Source organism: Rhizobium sp. RSm-3 (genome assembly GCF_001854685.1).
Lineage (GTDB): Bacteria > Pseudomonadota > Alphaproteobacteria > Rhizobiales > Rhizobiaceae > Rhizobium > Rhizobium ecuadorense.
Genome location: NZ_MAWZ01000057.1, coordinates 1 through 14,655, shown reverse-complemented (window position 1 = coordinate 14,655; position 14,655 = coordinate 1). Strand labels below are relative to the sequence as shown.

Here is a 14,655-nt window from a genome sequence, read left to right as displayed (position 1 = left end):
ACCCATCATGTTCAATAGACGACAACTGTTCGGTGCGAGTGCCGCACTGCTTGCGGCCGGCGCCTGGACGAAGACATCGGCAATGGGCCTCCCCGATGCCCCGACGATGGAATCGGCGGACATGCAGCCGCCGCTCCACCCGACCTCCGGTCCGGACTACCAGCCGGTCGTCACCCTCAACGGCTGGACCCTTCCTCACCGAATGAACAACGGCGTCAAGGAGTTTCACCTCGTCGCCGAACCGGTCGAGCGGGAGATGGCCGACGGCATGACCGCGTACCTGTGGGGCTACAATGGGCAGTCGCCGGGCCCGACGATCGAAGCGGTCGAAGGCGACCGCGTGCGCATCTTCGTCACCAACAAGCTGCCGGAACACACGACGATCCATTGGCATGGCATGATCCTGCCATCGGGAATGGACGGCGTCGGCGGACTGACGCAGCCGCACATCCCCGTCGGCAAGACTTACGTCTACGAGTTCGACCTCGTGAAGTCCGGCACCTTCATGTACCACCCGCATTCCGACGAGATGGTGCAGATGGCGATGGGCATGATGGGCTTCTTCGTCGTCCATCCGAAGGACCCGAAGTTCATGCGCGTCGATCGCGACTTCGTCTTCCTGCTCAACGCCTATGACATCGATCCCGGCTCCTACGTGCCGCGTATCATGGAGATGACCGACTTCAACATGTGGTGCTGGAACAGCCGGGTGTTCCCGGACATCAGCCCGCTCGTCGTTTCCAGGAACGACAGGGTACGGGTCCGCGTCGGCAACCTGACGATGACGAACCACCCCGTCCACATGCATGGCTATGACTTCGAGGTGACATGCACCGACGGCGGCTGGGTGCGGCCGGAGGCGCGGTGGCCGGAGGTGAGCATCGACATCCCGGTCGGTGCGATGCGCGCCTACGAGTTCGACGCCAAGTACCTCGGCGACTGGGCGATCCACTGCCACAAGTCGCACCATACAATGAACGCCATGGGACACGACATCCCGACCTTCATCGGCGCGGACAAATCGAAGGTAGCCGAGAAGATCAGGAAGCTGCAGCCGGAATACATGCCCATGGGCACCAAGGGCATGGCCGACATGGGCGAAATGGAAATGCCCATTCCCGAGAACACCGTGCCGATGATGACCGGCTGGGGTCCCCACGGCCCCATCGAGATGGGCGGCATGTTCTCGGTCGTCAAGGTCCGCGAGGGCGTCTCGGCGGACGATTACGCCGATCCGGGCTGGTACGAAAACCCGCCCGGAACGCAGGCCTGGGAGTGGACCGGCGAACTGCCGGACGCGACCAAGGCCAAAGACGCGAAAACCCAAATCACGCCGAAACCGACAAACGGTTGAGGCCAAGTCTCCTACGTCAAAAAAGGATCTACGCATGAAGAACTATCTATTGGCACTGGCGCTCGTCGCCCTCGCATCGCCGGCCCTCGCCTCCGGCACTCACGCTGGCGGCCATGGTGAAAAAATGGCCATTGGCGAACCCGGCGACAAGACGAAAGCATCACAGACGATCCGTGTCACGATGAAGGAAACCGACGACGGCAAGATGCTGTTCACCCCCGCCGTCTTCAACGTTCGGAAGGGACAGACTGTCAAGATCGCGATCAAGAATACAGGGACCGTCGACCACGAGTTCGTGCTCGATGAGGAAGACAAGATTCTCGAGCATAAGGCGGTCATGGAGAAGTTCCCCGAAATGGAACATGCCGACGCAAATTCCATCCGCCTGCCGGCCGGCCAATCCGGCGAAATCGTCTGGAAGTTCACCACCGACGGCGAGTTCAAGTTCGCCTGCCTGATCCCTGGCCACTACGAAGCCGGCATGCACGGCGACGTCACAGTCGTTGGGAAATAATCCTCAATAACAGGAGCCATGAAGATGAAATCCGCAATGATCAAGATCGGGCTGACTGCTCTTCTCTCGGCGAGCGCAGCCTTCGGTGCCTTCGCTCAGGAATTCACCAAGGGCGTCGTCAACAAGGTCGACGCCAAGGCGAAGAAGGTTACCATCAAGCACGAAGACCTGAAGAACCTCGACATGCCCGCAATGACCATGGTGTTCCGGGTCGAAGACGCGGCGATCCTCGCGAAGATGAAGGAGGGCGCCAACGTCGAGTTCGTCGCCGAGCGCGTGAACGGCAAGCTGACCGTCACCGAGGTAAAATAGCAAACCTTCCACCGCCCGGCTCCCAGTCGGGCGGTGGACATCCAGAGGTGGAGACGATGCATAGAAGAAGCTTCATCGTAATGGCGGGGACCGCCCTGGCGTTTCCGGGCGGTAGGGCGCATGCCACCGTTCCAACCAAGATGACGGTCTACAGGGATCCGAACTGCGGCTGCTGCCACGAATGGGCGAAGGCGATGGGATCGGCAGGGTATTCCGTCGACGTCCACGACTCGGACGACCTGGCCGCCGTCAAGGCGCGGCTAGCGGTACCCCCCGGCATGGAGGGCTGCCACACCGCAGTCGTCGAGGAATACTACCTTGAAGGACATGTGCCGCTCGAAGCCGTCGAACGTCTGCTGGAGCGGCCGCACATCCGCGGATTAGCGGTGCCGGGAATGCCACCGGGCTCGCTGGGAATGGGAGACGATGGCAAGGCCGCCTATGACGTCTACGCGATCCCCTCCGGAGCCGGCGCGCCGTATGTCTTCATGGAAGTCCGCCCCCGGAAGGGCTGACCGTTGCTCTTACGAGACCGGGGCGGTGCAGAGCGCGGCCCAGAGATCGTGCTTCCAGTCGGCACCCGGCCGCGCCGAAACATCGACCGCGTAGTTGGCGGACTTGATCCGCACCATGGCGGGGGAAACGCATCGCACGCTTGCCTGGTGTCTTCCGGCGTCCCGATAGAGCACTGCTCCGCCACCGTCGAGTTCCGATAGCGCGATGACGACGTCGAAATCGAAGGCGGGATCTCGGGCGGCGCCGCCCGCGGCCACGCTGAGGCTGATCGACCTGTTGCTGCCGAATGAAGCCGTATGGAAGACCGAAAGCTCGGACGCGGCCGCGATCGAGGCGAACTGCGTGCAAAGGATTACAGTGAGAAAGGCTCGGCGCACTTACCCCTCCCGCGATGAGTTCGTCAGTATCCTATCATATCCTCTGAGGCCCCGCGACCATCCAGAGAGCCCCGACCCAGATCCGCCGGGTTCGCTAAGGCTGCCAGAAGGCCTGAATTTCCTCGGTCGTGACCTTTCCATCCTTGTTGGCGTCCACGCTGCCGAAGATCCGTTTGTGGATCACCGTCACCTCCTCGAAGGAAAGTGCGCCGTCCCCGTCGGTATCAGCGACCGCGAACATGATCTTCATCATCGGTCCACGCATGCCCATCATCGGCATGCCGCCCATCATGCCGGATCGCATCGTCATGCCGTGCCCCATCATCCCGCCTGGCATCTTGTCGGAGCCGGGCATTGCTCCCTGGCTTCCGTTCATTCCTCCCATGTCCGAAGGCGAGGCGGCCTGCGGCGATTCTTCGGAATGATGCGGATCCGGCCCATTAGCCTGAGCAAAAGTCAGACCTGCCCCGCAGACGGTGATGGCCCCGGCCAGCAGGACTGCGTTGATAATCGTCACTCTCATAAGCCTTCTCCTTTGGCTGATAACAGTTCACCGCTACTGCCTGACGCGGCAGCGGGGCGACTGCGATTTTATGTGCTTCGGTACACACCGCCGGGCCAGCCCGATCGACAGAGGCCACCGCCTTGGCGACAGCAGTCGAAGGGCGTAGCTATTCAGCCAAAACGGCGGCTGATGACATTGAAAATGGTTCCGAGCAATACGCCCGCATAGCCCCCGAAGACGACGCTTTGAGCCGTACCGAGCACCACGCTCCAGAGGTCGAAGCCGGTGAGCCCGAGGTAAAACTGCAGCCACGGCCTATGGAGCCCCCATTCGGGAGCGACGAAGCCAAGAAGTATGCAAAGCAGGAACGATACGGCCGTAGAAGCCGCCACCGTTGCGCCGAGAATGGGGACGGAAACTTGCGCGGGCGTCGCCGTTGACGCACCGGAACGGGTCTGGAAGATTGTATTCGCCATTGTGGTTCTCCTTCGGAGTTGTTGATGCCGTAAGACCACAAATCGACCGTAAGTTTATCCTGTCGCGATGACCTTGATCCAGGTCAAGAACGGCGCCCAGCTTGTCGAGGCAGCATGGCAGGTTTGGGCGCGAAAATTGTTCGCCGCTCCTGCTCTAACCGAGTGCTCAATTCTGGCGGGAGGCGTTTGCGCGCTTTTGCGAAAGCTGGTCTACCGGCCTGCTGACCCCAGATCGACAAGCGCCTTGATCGGCAGATGATCCGAGGCAATCCGCGCCAGCGGCGTATCGTGCGCCTCCACCTCCGAGATGATGCCCTTGCGGTTGGCGATGATGCGGTCGAGGGCGAGAAGCGGCAGGCCGGCGGGGAAGCTGGGGACGGCGGGCGGCAACGGGCCGAAGGCGGATTGGAAAGTGTTGAGCGAGGAGCGGTCGCCGAGCCGCCATTCGTTGAGGTCGCCGAGCAGGATGGTCGGCATCTCCCGTCTGTCGTTGATGAGTTCGACCAGCATGCGGGCCTGCTGGGCTCTGTTGTGGCGCAGCAGGCCGAAATGTGCGGCGATGATGCGCAGCACCCCGCCCTGCTCAAGCTCGATCTCGGCGACGAGGGCGCCGCGCGGCTCCAGCCCCGGCAGCTTGACCTGGTGCACGTCATGCACCAGCCCCTTCTTGAAGAGCACGACATTGCCGTGCCAACCATGCGCCTTGGCCATGCCGGCGACCGGCACCGGGATCAGCCCGGTTTCCCGCTCCAGCCGGCCGAGATCGAGAATGCCGGTGCGCTCGCCGAAGCGCGTATCGGCCTCCTGCAGCGCGATGACGTCGGCGCCGATTTCATGGATCACCCGGCTGGTGCGCTCCGGATCGAAGCGGCGGTCGGTGCCGACGCATTTGTGCACGTTGTAGGAGGCGATCAGCGTTCCGTCGCTGCGCGGCCGTGTTTCCGTATAGGCCGGGTCGAGCCGCTTCTTCCTGCTCCGGATCGAGGCGAGAATGCTGGAAGGAAGATTGTCTTTCTTGGCGTGCATCGGAAGGCGCAGTCATTCCGTTGATCAAAAAGGCTTCTCTCGGCAGTATAGGAGGGCCAGCGGAACTTGCCATGTCCGACCGCAAAAAAGGCGCGTCGCATCGACTTGATTCATGCAACGCGCCAGATTTTTGTCTTATGAATGTCGTCCTCCCAAAACCGCTGCACACTTTTGAGCGACATGCATTAGAGATAGGGCGAACCCAGCCACAAAACCTTTTCAAGCAGCCGCACGGGGAAGGGCCGCGCGCGCAAGCCGTCGAGCGTCACCGGCGTTGCCGATTTCAGGGTTTCCTCGATATGCTCGTCGATCTCGCCGGCAAAACCCTCGTTCAGCACTTCGAGATCGACCTCGAAATTCAGCCTGAGCGAGCGCGGGTCGAGATTGGATGAGCCGACATAGGCCCAGGTGCCGTCGATCGTCAAAAGCTTCGAGTGGCTGAAACTGCCGGTCGAGCGCCAGATGCGGCAGTAACCCTTGAGGATCTGGTCGAATTGCGCCGTCATCGCCCGGTCGACCAGCACGAGGTTGTTGACCGCGGGCACGACGATATCGACTTCGACGCCGCGCCGCGCCGCTGTCACCAGCGCGCTGATCAGTTCGCGGTCCGGCAGAAAATAGGGCGACATGATGCGGATCGATTGGCGCGCCACGGAAAAGGCGCCCATCAACATCTTATGGTTGGTCTCGACGCTGCGGTCCGGCCCGGAGGCGACGACGCGCATCAGGATGGGGTCGCCGGGGCTGCGCTGCGGCGGTTCGATGCGCCAGGACTCGCGGTTCAACAGCTCCTGCGTCGAGAAGCGCCAGTCTTCCGCGGCAAGATCGAAGAGATCGGCAACGACGGGCCCGGTGACGCTGAAATGCGTGTCGTGAGCAAAGCTTTCGCCCGTCGCTTCCTCGCTGAAGCCCGCGCGGATATTCATGCCGCCGGTCAACGCGATCTTTCCGTCGACGATCAGGATCTTGCGGTGGGTGCGCAGATTGGCATAGGGCAGCCGCAAGCCCATGATGACGTTGCCGTTGAAGACGGCGACGGTGACGCCGCCCTCCTTGAGATGGCCGAGAATGCTCGGCACCGAATAACGCGCGCCGACCGCATCGATCAGCACCCGGACCTCGACACCGCGCTTGACCGCCGCAATCAGCGCATCGGCGATGCGCAGCCCGATCGCGTCGCGGTCGAAAATATAGGTTTCGAGCAGGATGCTGCGCGCCGCCGCGTCGATGATGGATTTCATCGCCGCATAGGCTTCGTCGCCGGTCTCCAGCACGTCGATGGTATTGCCCGAGGTCAGCGGATTGCGCGTCACCCGATCGCCGAGCGTCTGCAGCGCCGCAAAGCGGCGGCCGAACTGGCTGATGACGGTCTCGGCCTCGGCGTCGAACGTCTCCAACTCGTCGATTTCGGCCGCCGGCAGCAGCGCATCGCGGCGAATGCTCAGCGATTTGCGGCGGATGCGGTTGATGCCGGCGATCGCATAGAGCACCGCCCCGATAATCGGCGACAGGATGATGACGCCGACCCAGCCGATCGCCGCACGCACCTCCTCCTTGGTCATGGCGGCATGGATCGCCGCCGCGGCCCCCATGGCGATCGAAACGACAAAGAGGATATGCGGCCAGTAGGTCGACAGGAGATAGAACATCGCTGGCAAATATAGCCGGGAAACGGCAGCGTTCAATCGCGCCTGCTCTCTCCCATGACGCGAAATTTCCTCGCCGTGATCATTTTGCCGGCTGGCGGGCCCGATCGCGAAGGCAGGAACAATCCCGGCACAGATCGATTGATCCCAATGAGATGAGGATCGCCATCATGAACATAGCCGCAACCGTCGGTCCTGCCCTGGCGCTCGAAGTCGCGAATGCCGACAGCATTGCCGAACTGCGCCATCAGGCCGAAGGCTGCACCCGCTGTGATCTCTACAGGAATGCCACGCAGATCGTCTTCGGCGAAGGCTCAGGGAAAGCCGAGATCGTCCTCGTCGGCGAACAGCCGGGTGACCGGGAGGATCTGACCGGAAAGCCCTTTGTCGGCCCCGCCGGCCAGCTGCTCGATCACTGCCTCGACGAGGCGGGTCTCGACCGCAAGCGCTGCTATGTCACCAATGCCGTCAAGCACTTCAAGTTCACGCCACGGGGCAAACGGCGGCTGCATGCAAAACCCAATACCGGCGAGATCCGGCGTTGCGCCTGGTGGCTCGGCGCTGAGCTCAACATCTTGCAACCGAAACTGGTCGTGGCGCTCGGCGCAAGCGCTGTTTATGCGTTGCTCGGGCCGAAGGTGAAGTTGACGCCGGCGCGCGGCCATATTCTGCAGCCGGCAAACCATCCGCCTGTTCTGGTCACCATCCACCCCTCCTATCTCTTGCGCATTCGCGACGAGGCAGAACGGCACAGGTTGCGCCTGGAGTTCGTGTCAGATCTGCACAAGGCGGCGGAGTTTGGCGGGCGCTGAGCGCCTCTTCTCAACCCTAATATGCTGCAACGCGAAATATTTCCGGTTGTAGGGGCGATTTCGCTTGAAAGAGTTCCGTTCCTCTGGAACCATCCCGACAGTATCGCGTTCGAACGACGGCATCATGTGACTGGAGATCAGCGATGGCAGAAACTCGGGATGAGTGGATCAAAAGACGTGCATACGCCCTCTGGGAAGAAGAGGGCTATCCGACAGGACGAGAATCCATCCATTGGGAACAGGCACGGCACGAGCGCGAAACGCTCGAGGGCTCCGCTGCCTCATCCGACGGCAAGGAAGTCAAACCCAAGGCCAAGCGCAGCGTCGCGGGCAGCAAGACGAACGGCGTCGTGACGCCGGCACCGAAACGGACCGCGAGTCGCAAGACGGCACTCTGATAAGAATTCAAGCAGCTGGATCAAAAAAGGGCGTCGTCGCGGCGCCCTTTGATGCTTTTTGTCATAAGCTTGAATTAGTTGTGCATTATCGAATTTCCGGAGGACGGGCTTCCATGCGGGGGTGAACAGAGGCCGGATGACGCTGCACGCTTTGAGGCTTTCTGAAAAAATTGAGCCCTCGCCCGATCGGAGGGAACAAGAAGATACATTGGTTGTTTACGGCAAAACCGGGGAAGTTGCCATGAACGACGACTGTGCTGATATCCTCTCCGTCCCGATCGCCGCAGCCGGCGGCCGTGCTCCGGCGGCGATCGTCTAGAGGGATGGATATGTCGCTCCTCCTCACCGCCGCACTGCTCTACCTCGGCCTCGCGCTCGGCTTCATCCTCGTCGTCGACAATCTCGTCGGGCTGGTTTTCCGCGATCCCCGCGCGCCGGTGCAGCCACCCTCCTTCGCTATCGGCCGCGCCTTCGCCGCATCGCAAAAACTCTATCGGAAACAATAGCGCGCAAGGGCGGCCGCCACCGGGCAGTACTGGTTTGATTCCTTTGCAACAGAGGAGGCGACGATGCCCGACACACGGCGCGCACCCTTGAAAAAGCCAGGAACGAACTGCGAAAAGACTTGTGTCGTCAACCGAAGGATGAGCGGATATGGCATACGAGCTTTATTATTGGGACGGCCTTCAAGGCCGCGGCGAATTCGTGCGGCTGGCGCTTGAGGAAGCCGGCGCCGATTATGTCGACGTCACCCGTGAGCCCGGTCGCGGTACGGATGCGATGTTCGCGCTGATGAAGAGCGACAGCGAACCGCATATTCCCTTCGCCCCGCCCTTCCTGAAGGACGGCGACCTCATTATCCCGCATGTCGCCAACATTCTGTTTTATCTCGGCCCGAGGCTCGGCCTTGCGCCTGAAGACGAAGGCCTTCGACATGTCGCCAACGGGTTGCAGCTCACCGTCACCGATTTTGTCGCCGAGGTGCATGACACCCATCACCCGATCGATACGTCGCTCTATTACGAGGATCAGAAGCCGGAAGCGAAAGCCCGCTCGGCCGCCTTCATCCGCGATCGCATTCCGAAATTCCTTGGTTATTTCGAGCGTGTGCTGCGGCAGAATCCGGAAGGTCCGCACCATATTGTGGGAGATGCGCTCAGCTATGTCGACCTGTCGCTCTTTCAGATAGTCGAGGGGCTGAGCTATGCCTTTCCGAACGCCATGGCGAAGCGCAAGGCGGAATATCCTGTACTGCTCGCCCTGCATGATCGGGTGATGCAGCGTCCGAACATTGCCCGCTATCTCGCTTCCCCTCGCCGCCTCGCCTTCAACGAGGACGGGATTTTCCGGCATTACCCCGAACTCGACAGCGCGGGATGAGCGGAGAGCCATTCATTCCAGCGGTGCGGCCGCATCGAAGAAATCGCGCCATGGGTCGCTCGGACGGGTTTCCAATCGCTGCGGCACATTGGCGAGCGTGAAGGCGGCCGCGCCGCTGATCTCGTTCAATTCGGTCCAATCGATCGGCATCGAAACCGGCGCCCCCGGCCGCGCACGTGTCGAATAGGCGGCAACCGCCGTATTGCCGCGGCCGTTGCGGAGATAGTCGATGTAGATATGCCCGCCGCGTTTGGCCTTCGTCGCGGTCGAGAGATATTTTTCCGGCGCCTCAGCCGACATGCTTTCGGCAAGGGAATGGGCGAAATCTTTGACCTCGGCCCAGCCGGCCTTCGGCGCGAGCGGCGTCACGACATGCAGCCCCTTGCCGCCCGAGGTCTTGACGAAGGCGGCAAGGCCGCGGGCTTCGAGCCGCGCCTTCACGTCGAGCGCTGCAGAAATCACCGCGCTCCAGGCCACGTCCTCGCCCGGATCGAGGTCCATGGTGATCATATCCGGTCTTTCCCAATGGTCGGTCGTCGTGCCCCAGGGATGAATTTCAAGCACGGCCGATTGCACCAGCGCCATAAGACCGTCGAAATCGCCAATGCACAGCAGCTTTTCGCCATCCGTTTCCTCCGGATCGGCGATCTCCCCGATATGGGCATTCATGCCCTTCCAGGCATGTTTCTGGAAAAACCGCTGGTGGCCCTTTATCCCGTCCGGCAGGCGCAGCAGCGCCAAGGGCCGGTTGATGAGATAAGGCGCGATGAAAGGCCAGACCGCCGCATAATATTCTGCGAGCACCTGCTTCGTCACGCCCTCGTCCGGCCAGTACAGCCGGTCGGGATGGGTCAGGACTACGTCTGATTTCGGCGGATTGCTCGGGCTCATTCCTCGATCTCGCGTGTGAGGAAATCAAGTAGCCTGTTTTCCTCGGCCCGCAAGCCCCGCAGCGGTTCGGCGCCGCTCTCGATCACCGGATGATCGTTGCCGGCGAGCGCGATGATCGCCGGATGGATATAGCTCGAGCGCGAGATCGCCGGTGTGTTGTGCAGCGCCTCGGCCGAGGCCTCCGACATCTGCTTTACTGTCGGCCGGCCGCCGCCGGCAATCGTCTCGCGCGCCGCGCCGAAAGCCGCCAGCGACCCTGCCCAGGTGCGGAAAGTCTTGGCGGAAATCGGAATACCCGATATTTCGGCCAGATAGGCGTTCAGCCGGCCGGAATCGATCGGCTTCAGCGACCCGTTTTCATCCTTCCAGACGAAGAGCTGGCGGCCGGGCAGATCGGCGATCTCCTCAAGGATCTTCTGCAGCCTGGGATGTTTGAGGCTGCGCTGGACGCGTTTGCCACCCTTGGCGCGGAATTTCAGCTCGATCTGCCCGTCGACGATCTTCAGGTGCCGCTTCAGCAGGGTCGTTGCGCCATAGGTGCCGTTTTCCCGGACATAGGCCTGGTTGCCGACGCGCAAATGCGCCTCGTCGAGCAGCGTCGTCAAGGCGGCCAGCACGCCGCTGACATCCTCGGCGCCGGTGTCGAGATGGCGCAGCACGGTGCGGCGTATCCTCGGCAGCGCCCGGCCGAACTCGATCAGTTGATGGAATTTTCCCGCACTCCGAAAGGATTGCCAGTCCTTGTGATAGCGATATTGCTTGCGCCCGCGCGCATCGATGCCCGTCGCCTGCAGATGGCCATTGTCGTAGAGACAGATCCACACATTCTCATAGGCCGGCGGCAGGCCGAGCGCGCTAATGCGCGCCCGCTGCAATTCATCGGCAAGCGTCGTCCCGTCGGGCATGACATAGCTGAAACCCTTGCCCTTCCTTCGCCTGCGGATGCCGGGTTCGGCATCGCTGACATAGACGAGACCAAGTTCGGTGATGGCTTCGGCATTCATTTTTTCTGCTACTTGCTCCGACGCCCGAACTGGAACCAGCGGCGGCGCTGGGCTTTGGTCGCCCCCTCCGGCGGCTGGGTCTGACCTGTCGGCGCAAAGACCGCGACGCTCTGGGCGTAGACCATCACAGGATTGTCCTGATCGTGCACGGCGAAGGCCTCCGTCTCCGTCCCGGTATCGAGAACCCTCGACCACTGCCGCAGCCCGTTCACCTCGGGCAGGTGGATCTGACAGTCGCCGCCGGCATTAAAGACGAGGAAGAGGTCGTCCATCGTCTCGGTCTCAGGGGCATGCACGCTCCTGGAGAGGTAGACGCCGAGCACCTGTAATCCATCGTCGTTCCAGGCCCCGTCATCCATGAAGCTGCCGTCCGGCTTGTACCAGGCGATCTCGATCCGCCCGTCTTCGCTCACCTCGCCGGTCAGGAACCGCTCCTGCCGCAGCACCGGATGCGCCTTGCGGAAGGCGACGGCCTGCCTGAAGAAATCGAGAAAGGGATCGTCTAGCCCATCCCAGCCGGTCCAGCCGATCTCGTTGTCCTGGCAATAGGCGTTGTTGTTGCCGCCCTGGCTATTGCCGAGCTCGTCGCCGGCGAGGATCATCGGCACGCCCTGGGAGAGCATCAACGTCGCCACCATGTTGCGCCGACGCCGGGCGCGGGCGGCATTGATGTCGGCATTATCGGTCGCGCCCTCGGCGCCCATATTGTCGGAATGATTGTCCGAATGGCCGTCGCGGTTATCCTCGCCGTTCGCGTCGTTGTGCTTGCCGTCGAAGGACACCGTATCCGTCAGCGTGAAACCGTCATGGGCCGAGAGAAGATTGACCGAGGAGGTCGCCCCCCGGTCGGAATGGTTGAACTGCGGCGCCGAACCGGTGACGCGGGCCGCCAGTTCCGACACCATGCCGCCATCGCCCTTCCAGAAACGGCGCACGTCGTCGCGGAATTTGTCGTTCCATTCGCGGAAGGGATGCGGGAAGCCGCCGACCTGATAGCCGCCCTCGCCGATATCCCAGGGTTCGGCGATCAGCTTGACGCCGGAGAGAATCGGATCCTGCCTTATGGCGCCGAAGAACGCGCCCTGGCGGTCGAATTCCAGATCCTGCCGTCCGAGCGTGCTGGCGAGATCGAAGCGGAAGCCGTCGATATGCATCACCCCGACCCAGTAGCGCAGGCTGTCGAGCACCATGCGCATCACCATCGGATGGGCGACATTCAGGGTGTTGCCGGTGCCTGTGGTATCGAAGGTGTGGCGGGGATCGTCGGGCGAAAGGATGTAATAGCTGGCATTGTCGAGCCCGCGGAAGGACAGCGTCGGCCCTTTCTCGCTGCCCTCGGCGGTGTGGTTGTAGACCACATCCATGATCACCTCGATGCCGGCGGCATGGAACTTCCGCACCATGGTCTTGATCTCGGTGATCTTGTCGCCGGAGAGGTAACGCGATTGCGGCGCGAAGAAGCCGAGCGTCTGGTAGCCCCAATAATTGCTGAGGTTCTGTTCCAGGAGATAACGATCGTCGAGGAAAAACTGGATCGGCAGAAGCTCGATCGCCGAGATGCCGAGCTTGACGAGATGGCCGATGATCGGATCGCTGCACATGCCGAGAAAGGTGCCGCGCAGCCGGTCGGGCACCTTCGGATGGGTCATCGTCAGGCCGCGCACATGCGCCTCGTAGATGATGGTATCGGGCCAGGGCCTTCGGATCGCCTCTTCACCCGCCCAGTCGAAATCCGGATCCTGCACCACGCCCTTGATCATGAAGGGCGCGCTGTCGCGTTCGTCGAAGGAAAGGTCGTCCTCGCCGATCTGATAGCCGAACAGCGCGTCGTCCCATTTGAGGGCGCCCGTCACCTGTTTGGCATAGGGGTCGAGGAGAAGCTTGTTGGCATTGAAACGATGGCCGGCGCCGGGATCGTAAGGGCCATGGGCGCGATAGCCGTAGACGGTGCCCGGCCCGACGCCGGCGACATAACCCGACCAGATGTCACCCTCGCGCTTCGGCAGCGGCATCCGGGCAATCTCGTCCTTTCCGTCAGGCGAGAAGAGGCAGAGCTCGATCTGTTCCGCATGCGCCGAGAAGACGGCGAAATGCGTGCCGGAACCCGTATACTCCGCCCCCAGCTCCGGCTTGAGGAAGTCGAGTTCCGAAAATGAAAAGCTCATGATGCCCCGCTCGATGAAAAGACCAAGCGGGAAACGTTACGGCGGTTCTAAAGTTCCGTGATAAACCGGGAAAAGCAACGATCTTGTGCGCCGGATGGGACGTTTACGGCATCAGCTGGCCGCCATTGACCTCGATGATCTGGCCGGTGATGTAACCGGAGAGCGTCGGCGAGGCGAGGAAGAGATAGGCGCCCACGCAATCCTCCGAAGTGCCGACAAAACCCATCGGGATCGACTTGCGCTGCAGCTCCATCTGCTCGTCATTGGTATAGCGCTCATGGAAGGGTGTGGCGATGACTCCCGGCGCCACGGCGTTGACGCGGATCCTGTCGGCGACGAATTCCTTGGCGTGACCGCGGGTAATCGTCGAGACGAAACCCTTCGATGCCGCATAGAGGATCGCGCCATTGCCGCCGCCGTTGCGGGCGGCAATCGAGGTGGTGTTGATGATGAAGCCGCCCTGCTTCTTTAGCCACGGATAGGCCGCCCGCGTTGCCGCCAGCACCGAGCGGGCGTTGAGATCCATGACAGCGGCATAATGCGCATCGGTATAGTCCGAGGTCGGCTTACGCCCCAGCATGCCGCCGGCATTGTTGATGAGCCCGTCGAGATGGCCGAAGGTCTTTGCCGTCTCCTCGACGACACGCTCCGTCTCGCCTTCCCGCGACACGTCGCCCTGGATCAGATGTACCGTACCGCCGGCGGCCCTGATCTCCTCGGCGAGCGCCTCCGCCGGCTCGCGGCTGGCATTGTAATGCACGCCGACTTTCGCCCCTTGCGCCGCAAAGGCGCGGGCGAGCGCCGCCCCGATGCCGGTCGAGGCGCCGGTGATCAGCACCGCCTTGCCGGCGAGATCCGGCAATTTGATCGATGCGAGCGATTGAGCAAGTTCCGCCATGGCTAAGACAGCCTCCCGAAAGACAAGGACATAGGTGATGAAACAGACAGGGGAAGTCTATCAGCCGAAATCGGCGAAGGGCAATGCACGAAAGCGGGAGATTTGCATCGTCGGGGAAATGCAGTGGCTGGCTTGTTCGGATCGGAAAGTCCCCTCCCCAACCCCTCCCCACAAGGGCGAGGGGCTAAGCTGCGGTGACCGACGGTGACCAAAAGATAGCTCTTGCCCGCTACCGTTCGGCAGATTGATACGATTGATGGCTGCATGAGGCGGTGTGCACGTTAGCCCCTCCCCCTTGTGGGCAGGGCTATCGCATATGAGCAAAGAGCTGGAAGAAGAATTCTTTGTTCCAGTTTGCCCTGCGCATTTTGCTTGCGATTG

18 protein-coding genes are annotated in these 14,655 nt (G+C 61.8%); 9 read left to right on the top strand and 9 right to left on the bottom strand.

Going from position 1 to position 14,655, the window contains the following annotated elements:
* The first annotated feature begins 7 nt into the window (after nt 1–7).
* From BBJ66_RS27260 to BBJ66_RS27245, 4 genes are read left to right on the top strand one after another with little or no spacing between them, the layout of a single operon-like run.
* On the top strand, nt 8–1,354 hold the full coding sequence (locus BBJ66_RS27260; protein ID WP_071091301.1) for a multicopper oxidase family protein: 1,347 nt from the start codon (nt 8–10) through the stop codon (nt 1,352–1,354).
* A gap of 34 nt (nt 1,355–1,388) precedes the next feature.
* The gene (locus tag BBJ66_RS27255; protein ID WP_071091297.1) at nt 1,389–1,868 is read left to right on the top strand and encodes a cupredoxin domain-containing protein; all 480 of its coding nucleotides are present in this window, start codon (nt 1,389–1,391) and stop codon (nt 1,866–1,868) included.
* 24 nt (nt 1,869–1,892) lie between these two features.
* Nucleotides 1,893–2,180 carry a copper-binding protein gene (locus tag BBJ66_RS27250; RefSeq protein ID WP_049733023.1) on the top strand — a complete coding sequence of 96 codons (288 nt, stop codon included), beginning with the start codon at nt 1,893–1,895 and terminating at the stop codon, nt 2,178–2,180.
* 56 nt (nt 2,181–2,236) lie between these two features.
* Nucleotides 2,237–2,695, top strand: coding sequence for a DUF411 domain-containing protein (locus tag BBJ66_RS27245; RefSeq protein WP_071091294.1), 459 nt, complete (start codon nt 2,237–2,239; stop codon nt 2,693–2,695).
* Between the two features lie 9 nt (nt 2,696–2,704).
* Here the strand turns inward: BBJ66_RS27245 and BBJ66_RS27240 are convergent, their stop codons facing one another.
* From BBJ66_RS27240 to BBJ66_RS27220, 5 genes are all read right to left on the bottom strand, one after another.
* Nucleotides 2,705–3,073: a hypothetical protein gene (locus BBJ66_RS27240; RefSeq protein WP_049732938.1), complete on the bottom strand. Its 369-nt coding sequence runs from the start codon at nt 3,071–3,073 to the stop codon at nt 2,705–2,707.
* Between the two features lie 94 nt (nt 3,074–3,167).
* The gene (locus BBJ66_RS27235) at nt 3,168–3,596 is read right to left on the bottom strand and encodes an EF-hand domain-containing protein (RefSeq protein WP_049732939.1); all 429 of its coding nucleotides are present in this window, start codon (nt 3,594–3,596) and stop codon (nt 3,168–3,170) included.
* A gap of 152 nt (nt 3,597–3,748) precedes the next feature.
* A complete protein-coding gene (locus BBJ66_RS27230) occupies nt 3,749–4,054 on the bottom strand; it encodes a hypothetical protein (protein WP_071091291.1) in 306 nt (101 codons plus the stop codon).
* 210 nt (nt 4,055–4,264) lie between these two features.
* The gene (locus BBJ66_RS27225) at nt 4,265–5,080 is read right to left on the bottom strand and encodes an endonuclease/exonuclease/phosphatase family protein (protein ID WP_049732941.1); all 816 of its coding nucleotides are present in this window, start codon (nt 5,078–5,080) and stop codon (nt 4,265–4,267) included.
* A 185-nt stretch (nt 5,081–5,265) separates the two neighbouring features.
* Nucleotides 5,266–6,729, bottom strand: a complete 1,464-nt coding sequence (locus BBJ66_RS27220; protein ID WP_049732942.1) for a phospholipase D-like domain-containing protein — start codon at nt 6,727–6,729, stop codon at nt 5,266–5,268.
* A gap of 167 nt (nt 6,730–6,896) precedes the next feature.
* On the opposite strand from BBJ66_RS27220, the gene BBJ66_RS27215 reads away from it, so the two are divergent.
* The 5 genes from BBJ66_RS27215 to BBJ66_RS27195 all read left to right on the top strand — a co-directional run bounded on the left by BBJ66_RS27215 (nt 6,897) and on the right by BBJ66_RS27195 (nt 9,316).
* Nucleotides 6,897–7,538: a UdgX family uracil-DNA binding protein gene (locus BBJ66_RS27215; protein ID WP_071091890.1), complete on the top strand. Its 642-nt coding sequence runs from the start codon at nt 6,897–6,899 to the stop codon at nt 7,536–7,538.
* 143 nt (nt 7,539–7,681) lie between these two features.
* Nucleotides 7,682–7,936: a DUF2934 domain-containing protein gene (locus tag BBJ66_RS27210; protein ID WP_071091288.1), complete on the top strand. Its 255-nt coding sequence runs from the start codon at nt 7,682–7,684 to the stop codon at nt 7,934–7,936.
* A gap of 136 nt (nt 7,937–8,072) precedes the next feature.
* Nucleotides 8,073–8,255 carry a hypothetical protein gene (locus tag BBJ66_RS27205; protein ID WP_071091285.1) on the top strand — a complete coding sequence of 61 codons (183 nt, stop codon included), beginning with the start codon at nt 8,073–8,075 and terminating at the stop codon, nt 8,253–8,255.
* A 10-nt stretch (nt 8,256–8,265) separates the two neighbouring features.
* A complete protein-coding gene (locus BBJ66_RS35095) occupies nt 8,266–8,442 on the top strand; it encodes a hypothetical protein (RefSeq protein WP_184341140.1) in 177 nt (58 codons plus the stop codon).
* 148 nt (nt 8,443–8,590) lie between these two features.
* Nucleotides 8,591–9,316 carry a glutathione S-transferase gene (locus BBJ66_RS27195; protein WP_071091279.1) on the top strand — a complete coding sequence of 242 codons (726 nt, stop codon included), beginning with the start codon at nt 8,591–8,593 and terminating at the stop codon, nt 9,314–9,316.
* Nucleotides 9,317–9,328: 12 nt separating this feature from the next.
* Here BBJ66_RS27195 and ligD read toward each other — a convergent pair whose 3' ends face one another.
* The 4 genes from ligD to BBJ66_RS27175 form a co-directional block, all read right to left on the bottom strand.
* Complete coding sequence (gene ligD / locus BBJ66_RS27190; RefSeq protein WP_071091276.1) at nt 9,329–10,207, bottom strand: non-homologous end-joining DNA ligase; 879 nt, start codon at nt 10,205–10,207, stop codon at nt 9,329–9,331.
* Entirely contained in the window at nt 10,204–11,211 is a 1,008-nt protein-coding gene (locus BBJ66_RS27185) for a DNA topoisomerase IB (protein WP_071091273.1), read from the bottom strand. The genes ligD and BBJ66_RS27185 overlap by 4 nt, the downstream gene beginning before the upstream one ends.
* An 8-nt stretch (nt 11,212–11,219) precedes the next feature.
* Nucleotides 11,220–13,376: a glycogen debranching protein GlgX gene (gene glgX, locus BBJ66_RS27180; protein ID WP_071091270.1), complete on the bottom strand. Its 2,157-nt coding sequence runs from the start codon at nt 13,374–13,376 to the stop codon at nt 11,220–11,222.
* A 103-nt stretch (nt 13,377–13,479) separates the two neighbouring features.
* Nucleotides 13,480–14,274 (bottom strand): SDR family NAD(P)-dependent oxidoreductase, encoded by a 795-nt coding sequence (locus tag BBJ66_RS27175; RefSeq protein ID WP_049732951.1) that lies wholly within the window; start codon nt 14,272–14,274, stop codon nt 13,480–13,482.
* Nucleotides 14,275–14,655 lie beyond the last annotated feature (381 nt).

Excerpts from the sequence above, each read along its gene's own strand:
- BBJ66_RS27260 (WP_071091301.1), top strand. The coding sequence starts at position 8 with ATGTTCAATAGACGACAACTGTTCGGTGCGAGTGCCGCACTGCTTGCG.
- BBJ66_RS27255 (WP_071091297.1), top strand. The coding sequence starts at position 1,389 with ATGAAGAACTATCTATTGGCACTGGCGCTCGTCGCCCTCGCATCGCCG.
- BBJ66_RS27250 (WP_049733023.1), top strand. The coding sequence starts at position 1,893 with ATGAAATCCGCAATGATCAAGATCGGGCTGACTGCTCTTCTCTCGGCG.
- BBJ66_RS27245 (WP_071091294.1), top strand. The coding sequence starts at position 2,237 with ATGCATAGAAGAAGCTTCATCGTAATGGCGGGGACCGCCCTGGCGTTT.
- BBJ66_RS27235 (WP_049732939.1), bottom strand. The coding sequence starts at position 3,596 with ATGAGAGTGACGATTATCAACGCAGTCCTGCTGGCCGGGGCCATCACC.
- BBJ66_RS27230 (WP_071091291.1), bottom strand. The coding sequence starts at position 4,054 with ATGGCGAATACAATCTTCCAGACCCGTTCCGGTGCGTCAACGGCGACG.
- BBJ66_RS27225 (WP_049732941.1), bottom strand. The coding sequence starts at position 5,080 with ATGCACGCCAAGAAAGACAATCTTCCTTCCAGCATTCTCGCCTCGATC.
- BBJ66_RS27220 (WP_049732942.1), bottom strand. The coding sequence starts at position 6,729 with ATGTTCTATCTCCTGTCGACCTACTGGCCGCATATCCTCTTTGTCGTT.
- BBJ66_RS27215 (WP_071091890.1), top strand. The coding sequence starts at position 6,897 with ATGAACATAGCCGCAACCGTCGGTCCTGCCCTGGCGCTCGAAGTCGCG.
- BBJ66_RS27210 (WP_071091288.1), top strand. The coding sequence starts at position 7,682 with ATGGCAGAAACTCGGGATGAGTGGATCAAAAGACGTGCATACGCCCTC.
- BBJ66_RS27205 (WP_071091285.1), top strand. The coding sequence starts at position 8,073 with ATGACGCTGCACGCTTTGAGGCTTTCTGAAAAAATTGAGCCCTCGCCC.
- BBJ66_RS35095 (WP_184341140.1), top strand. The coding sequence starts at position 8,266 with ATGTCGCTCCTCCTCACCGCCGCACTGCTCTACCTCGGCCTCGCGCTC.
- BBJ66_RS27195 (WP_071091279.1), top strand. The coding sequence starts at position 8,591 with ATGGCATACGAGCTTTATTATTGGGACGGCCTTCAAGGCCGCGGCGAA.
- ligD (WP_071091276.1), bottom strand. The coding sequence starts at position 10,207 with ATGAGCCCGAGCAATCCGCCGAAATCAGACGTAGTCCTGACCCATCCC.
- BBJ66_RS27185 (WP_071091273.1), bottom strand. The coding sequence starts at position 11,211 with ATGAATGCCGAAGCCATCACCGAACTTGGTCTCGTCTATGTCAGCGAT.
- glgX (WP_071091270.1), bottom strand. The coding sequence starts at position 13,376 with ATGAGCTTTTCATTTTCGGAACTCGACTTCCTCAAGCCGGAGCTGGGG.
- BBJ66_RS27175 (WP_049732951.1), bottom strand. The coding sequence starts at position 14,274 with ATGGCGGAACTTGCTCAATCGCTCGCATCGATCAAATTGCCGGATCTC.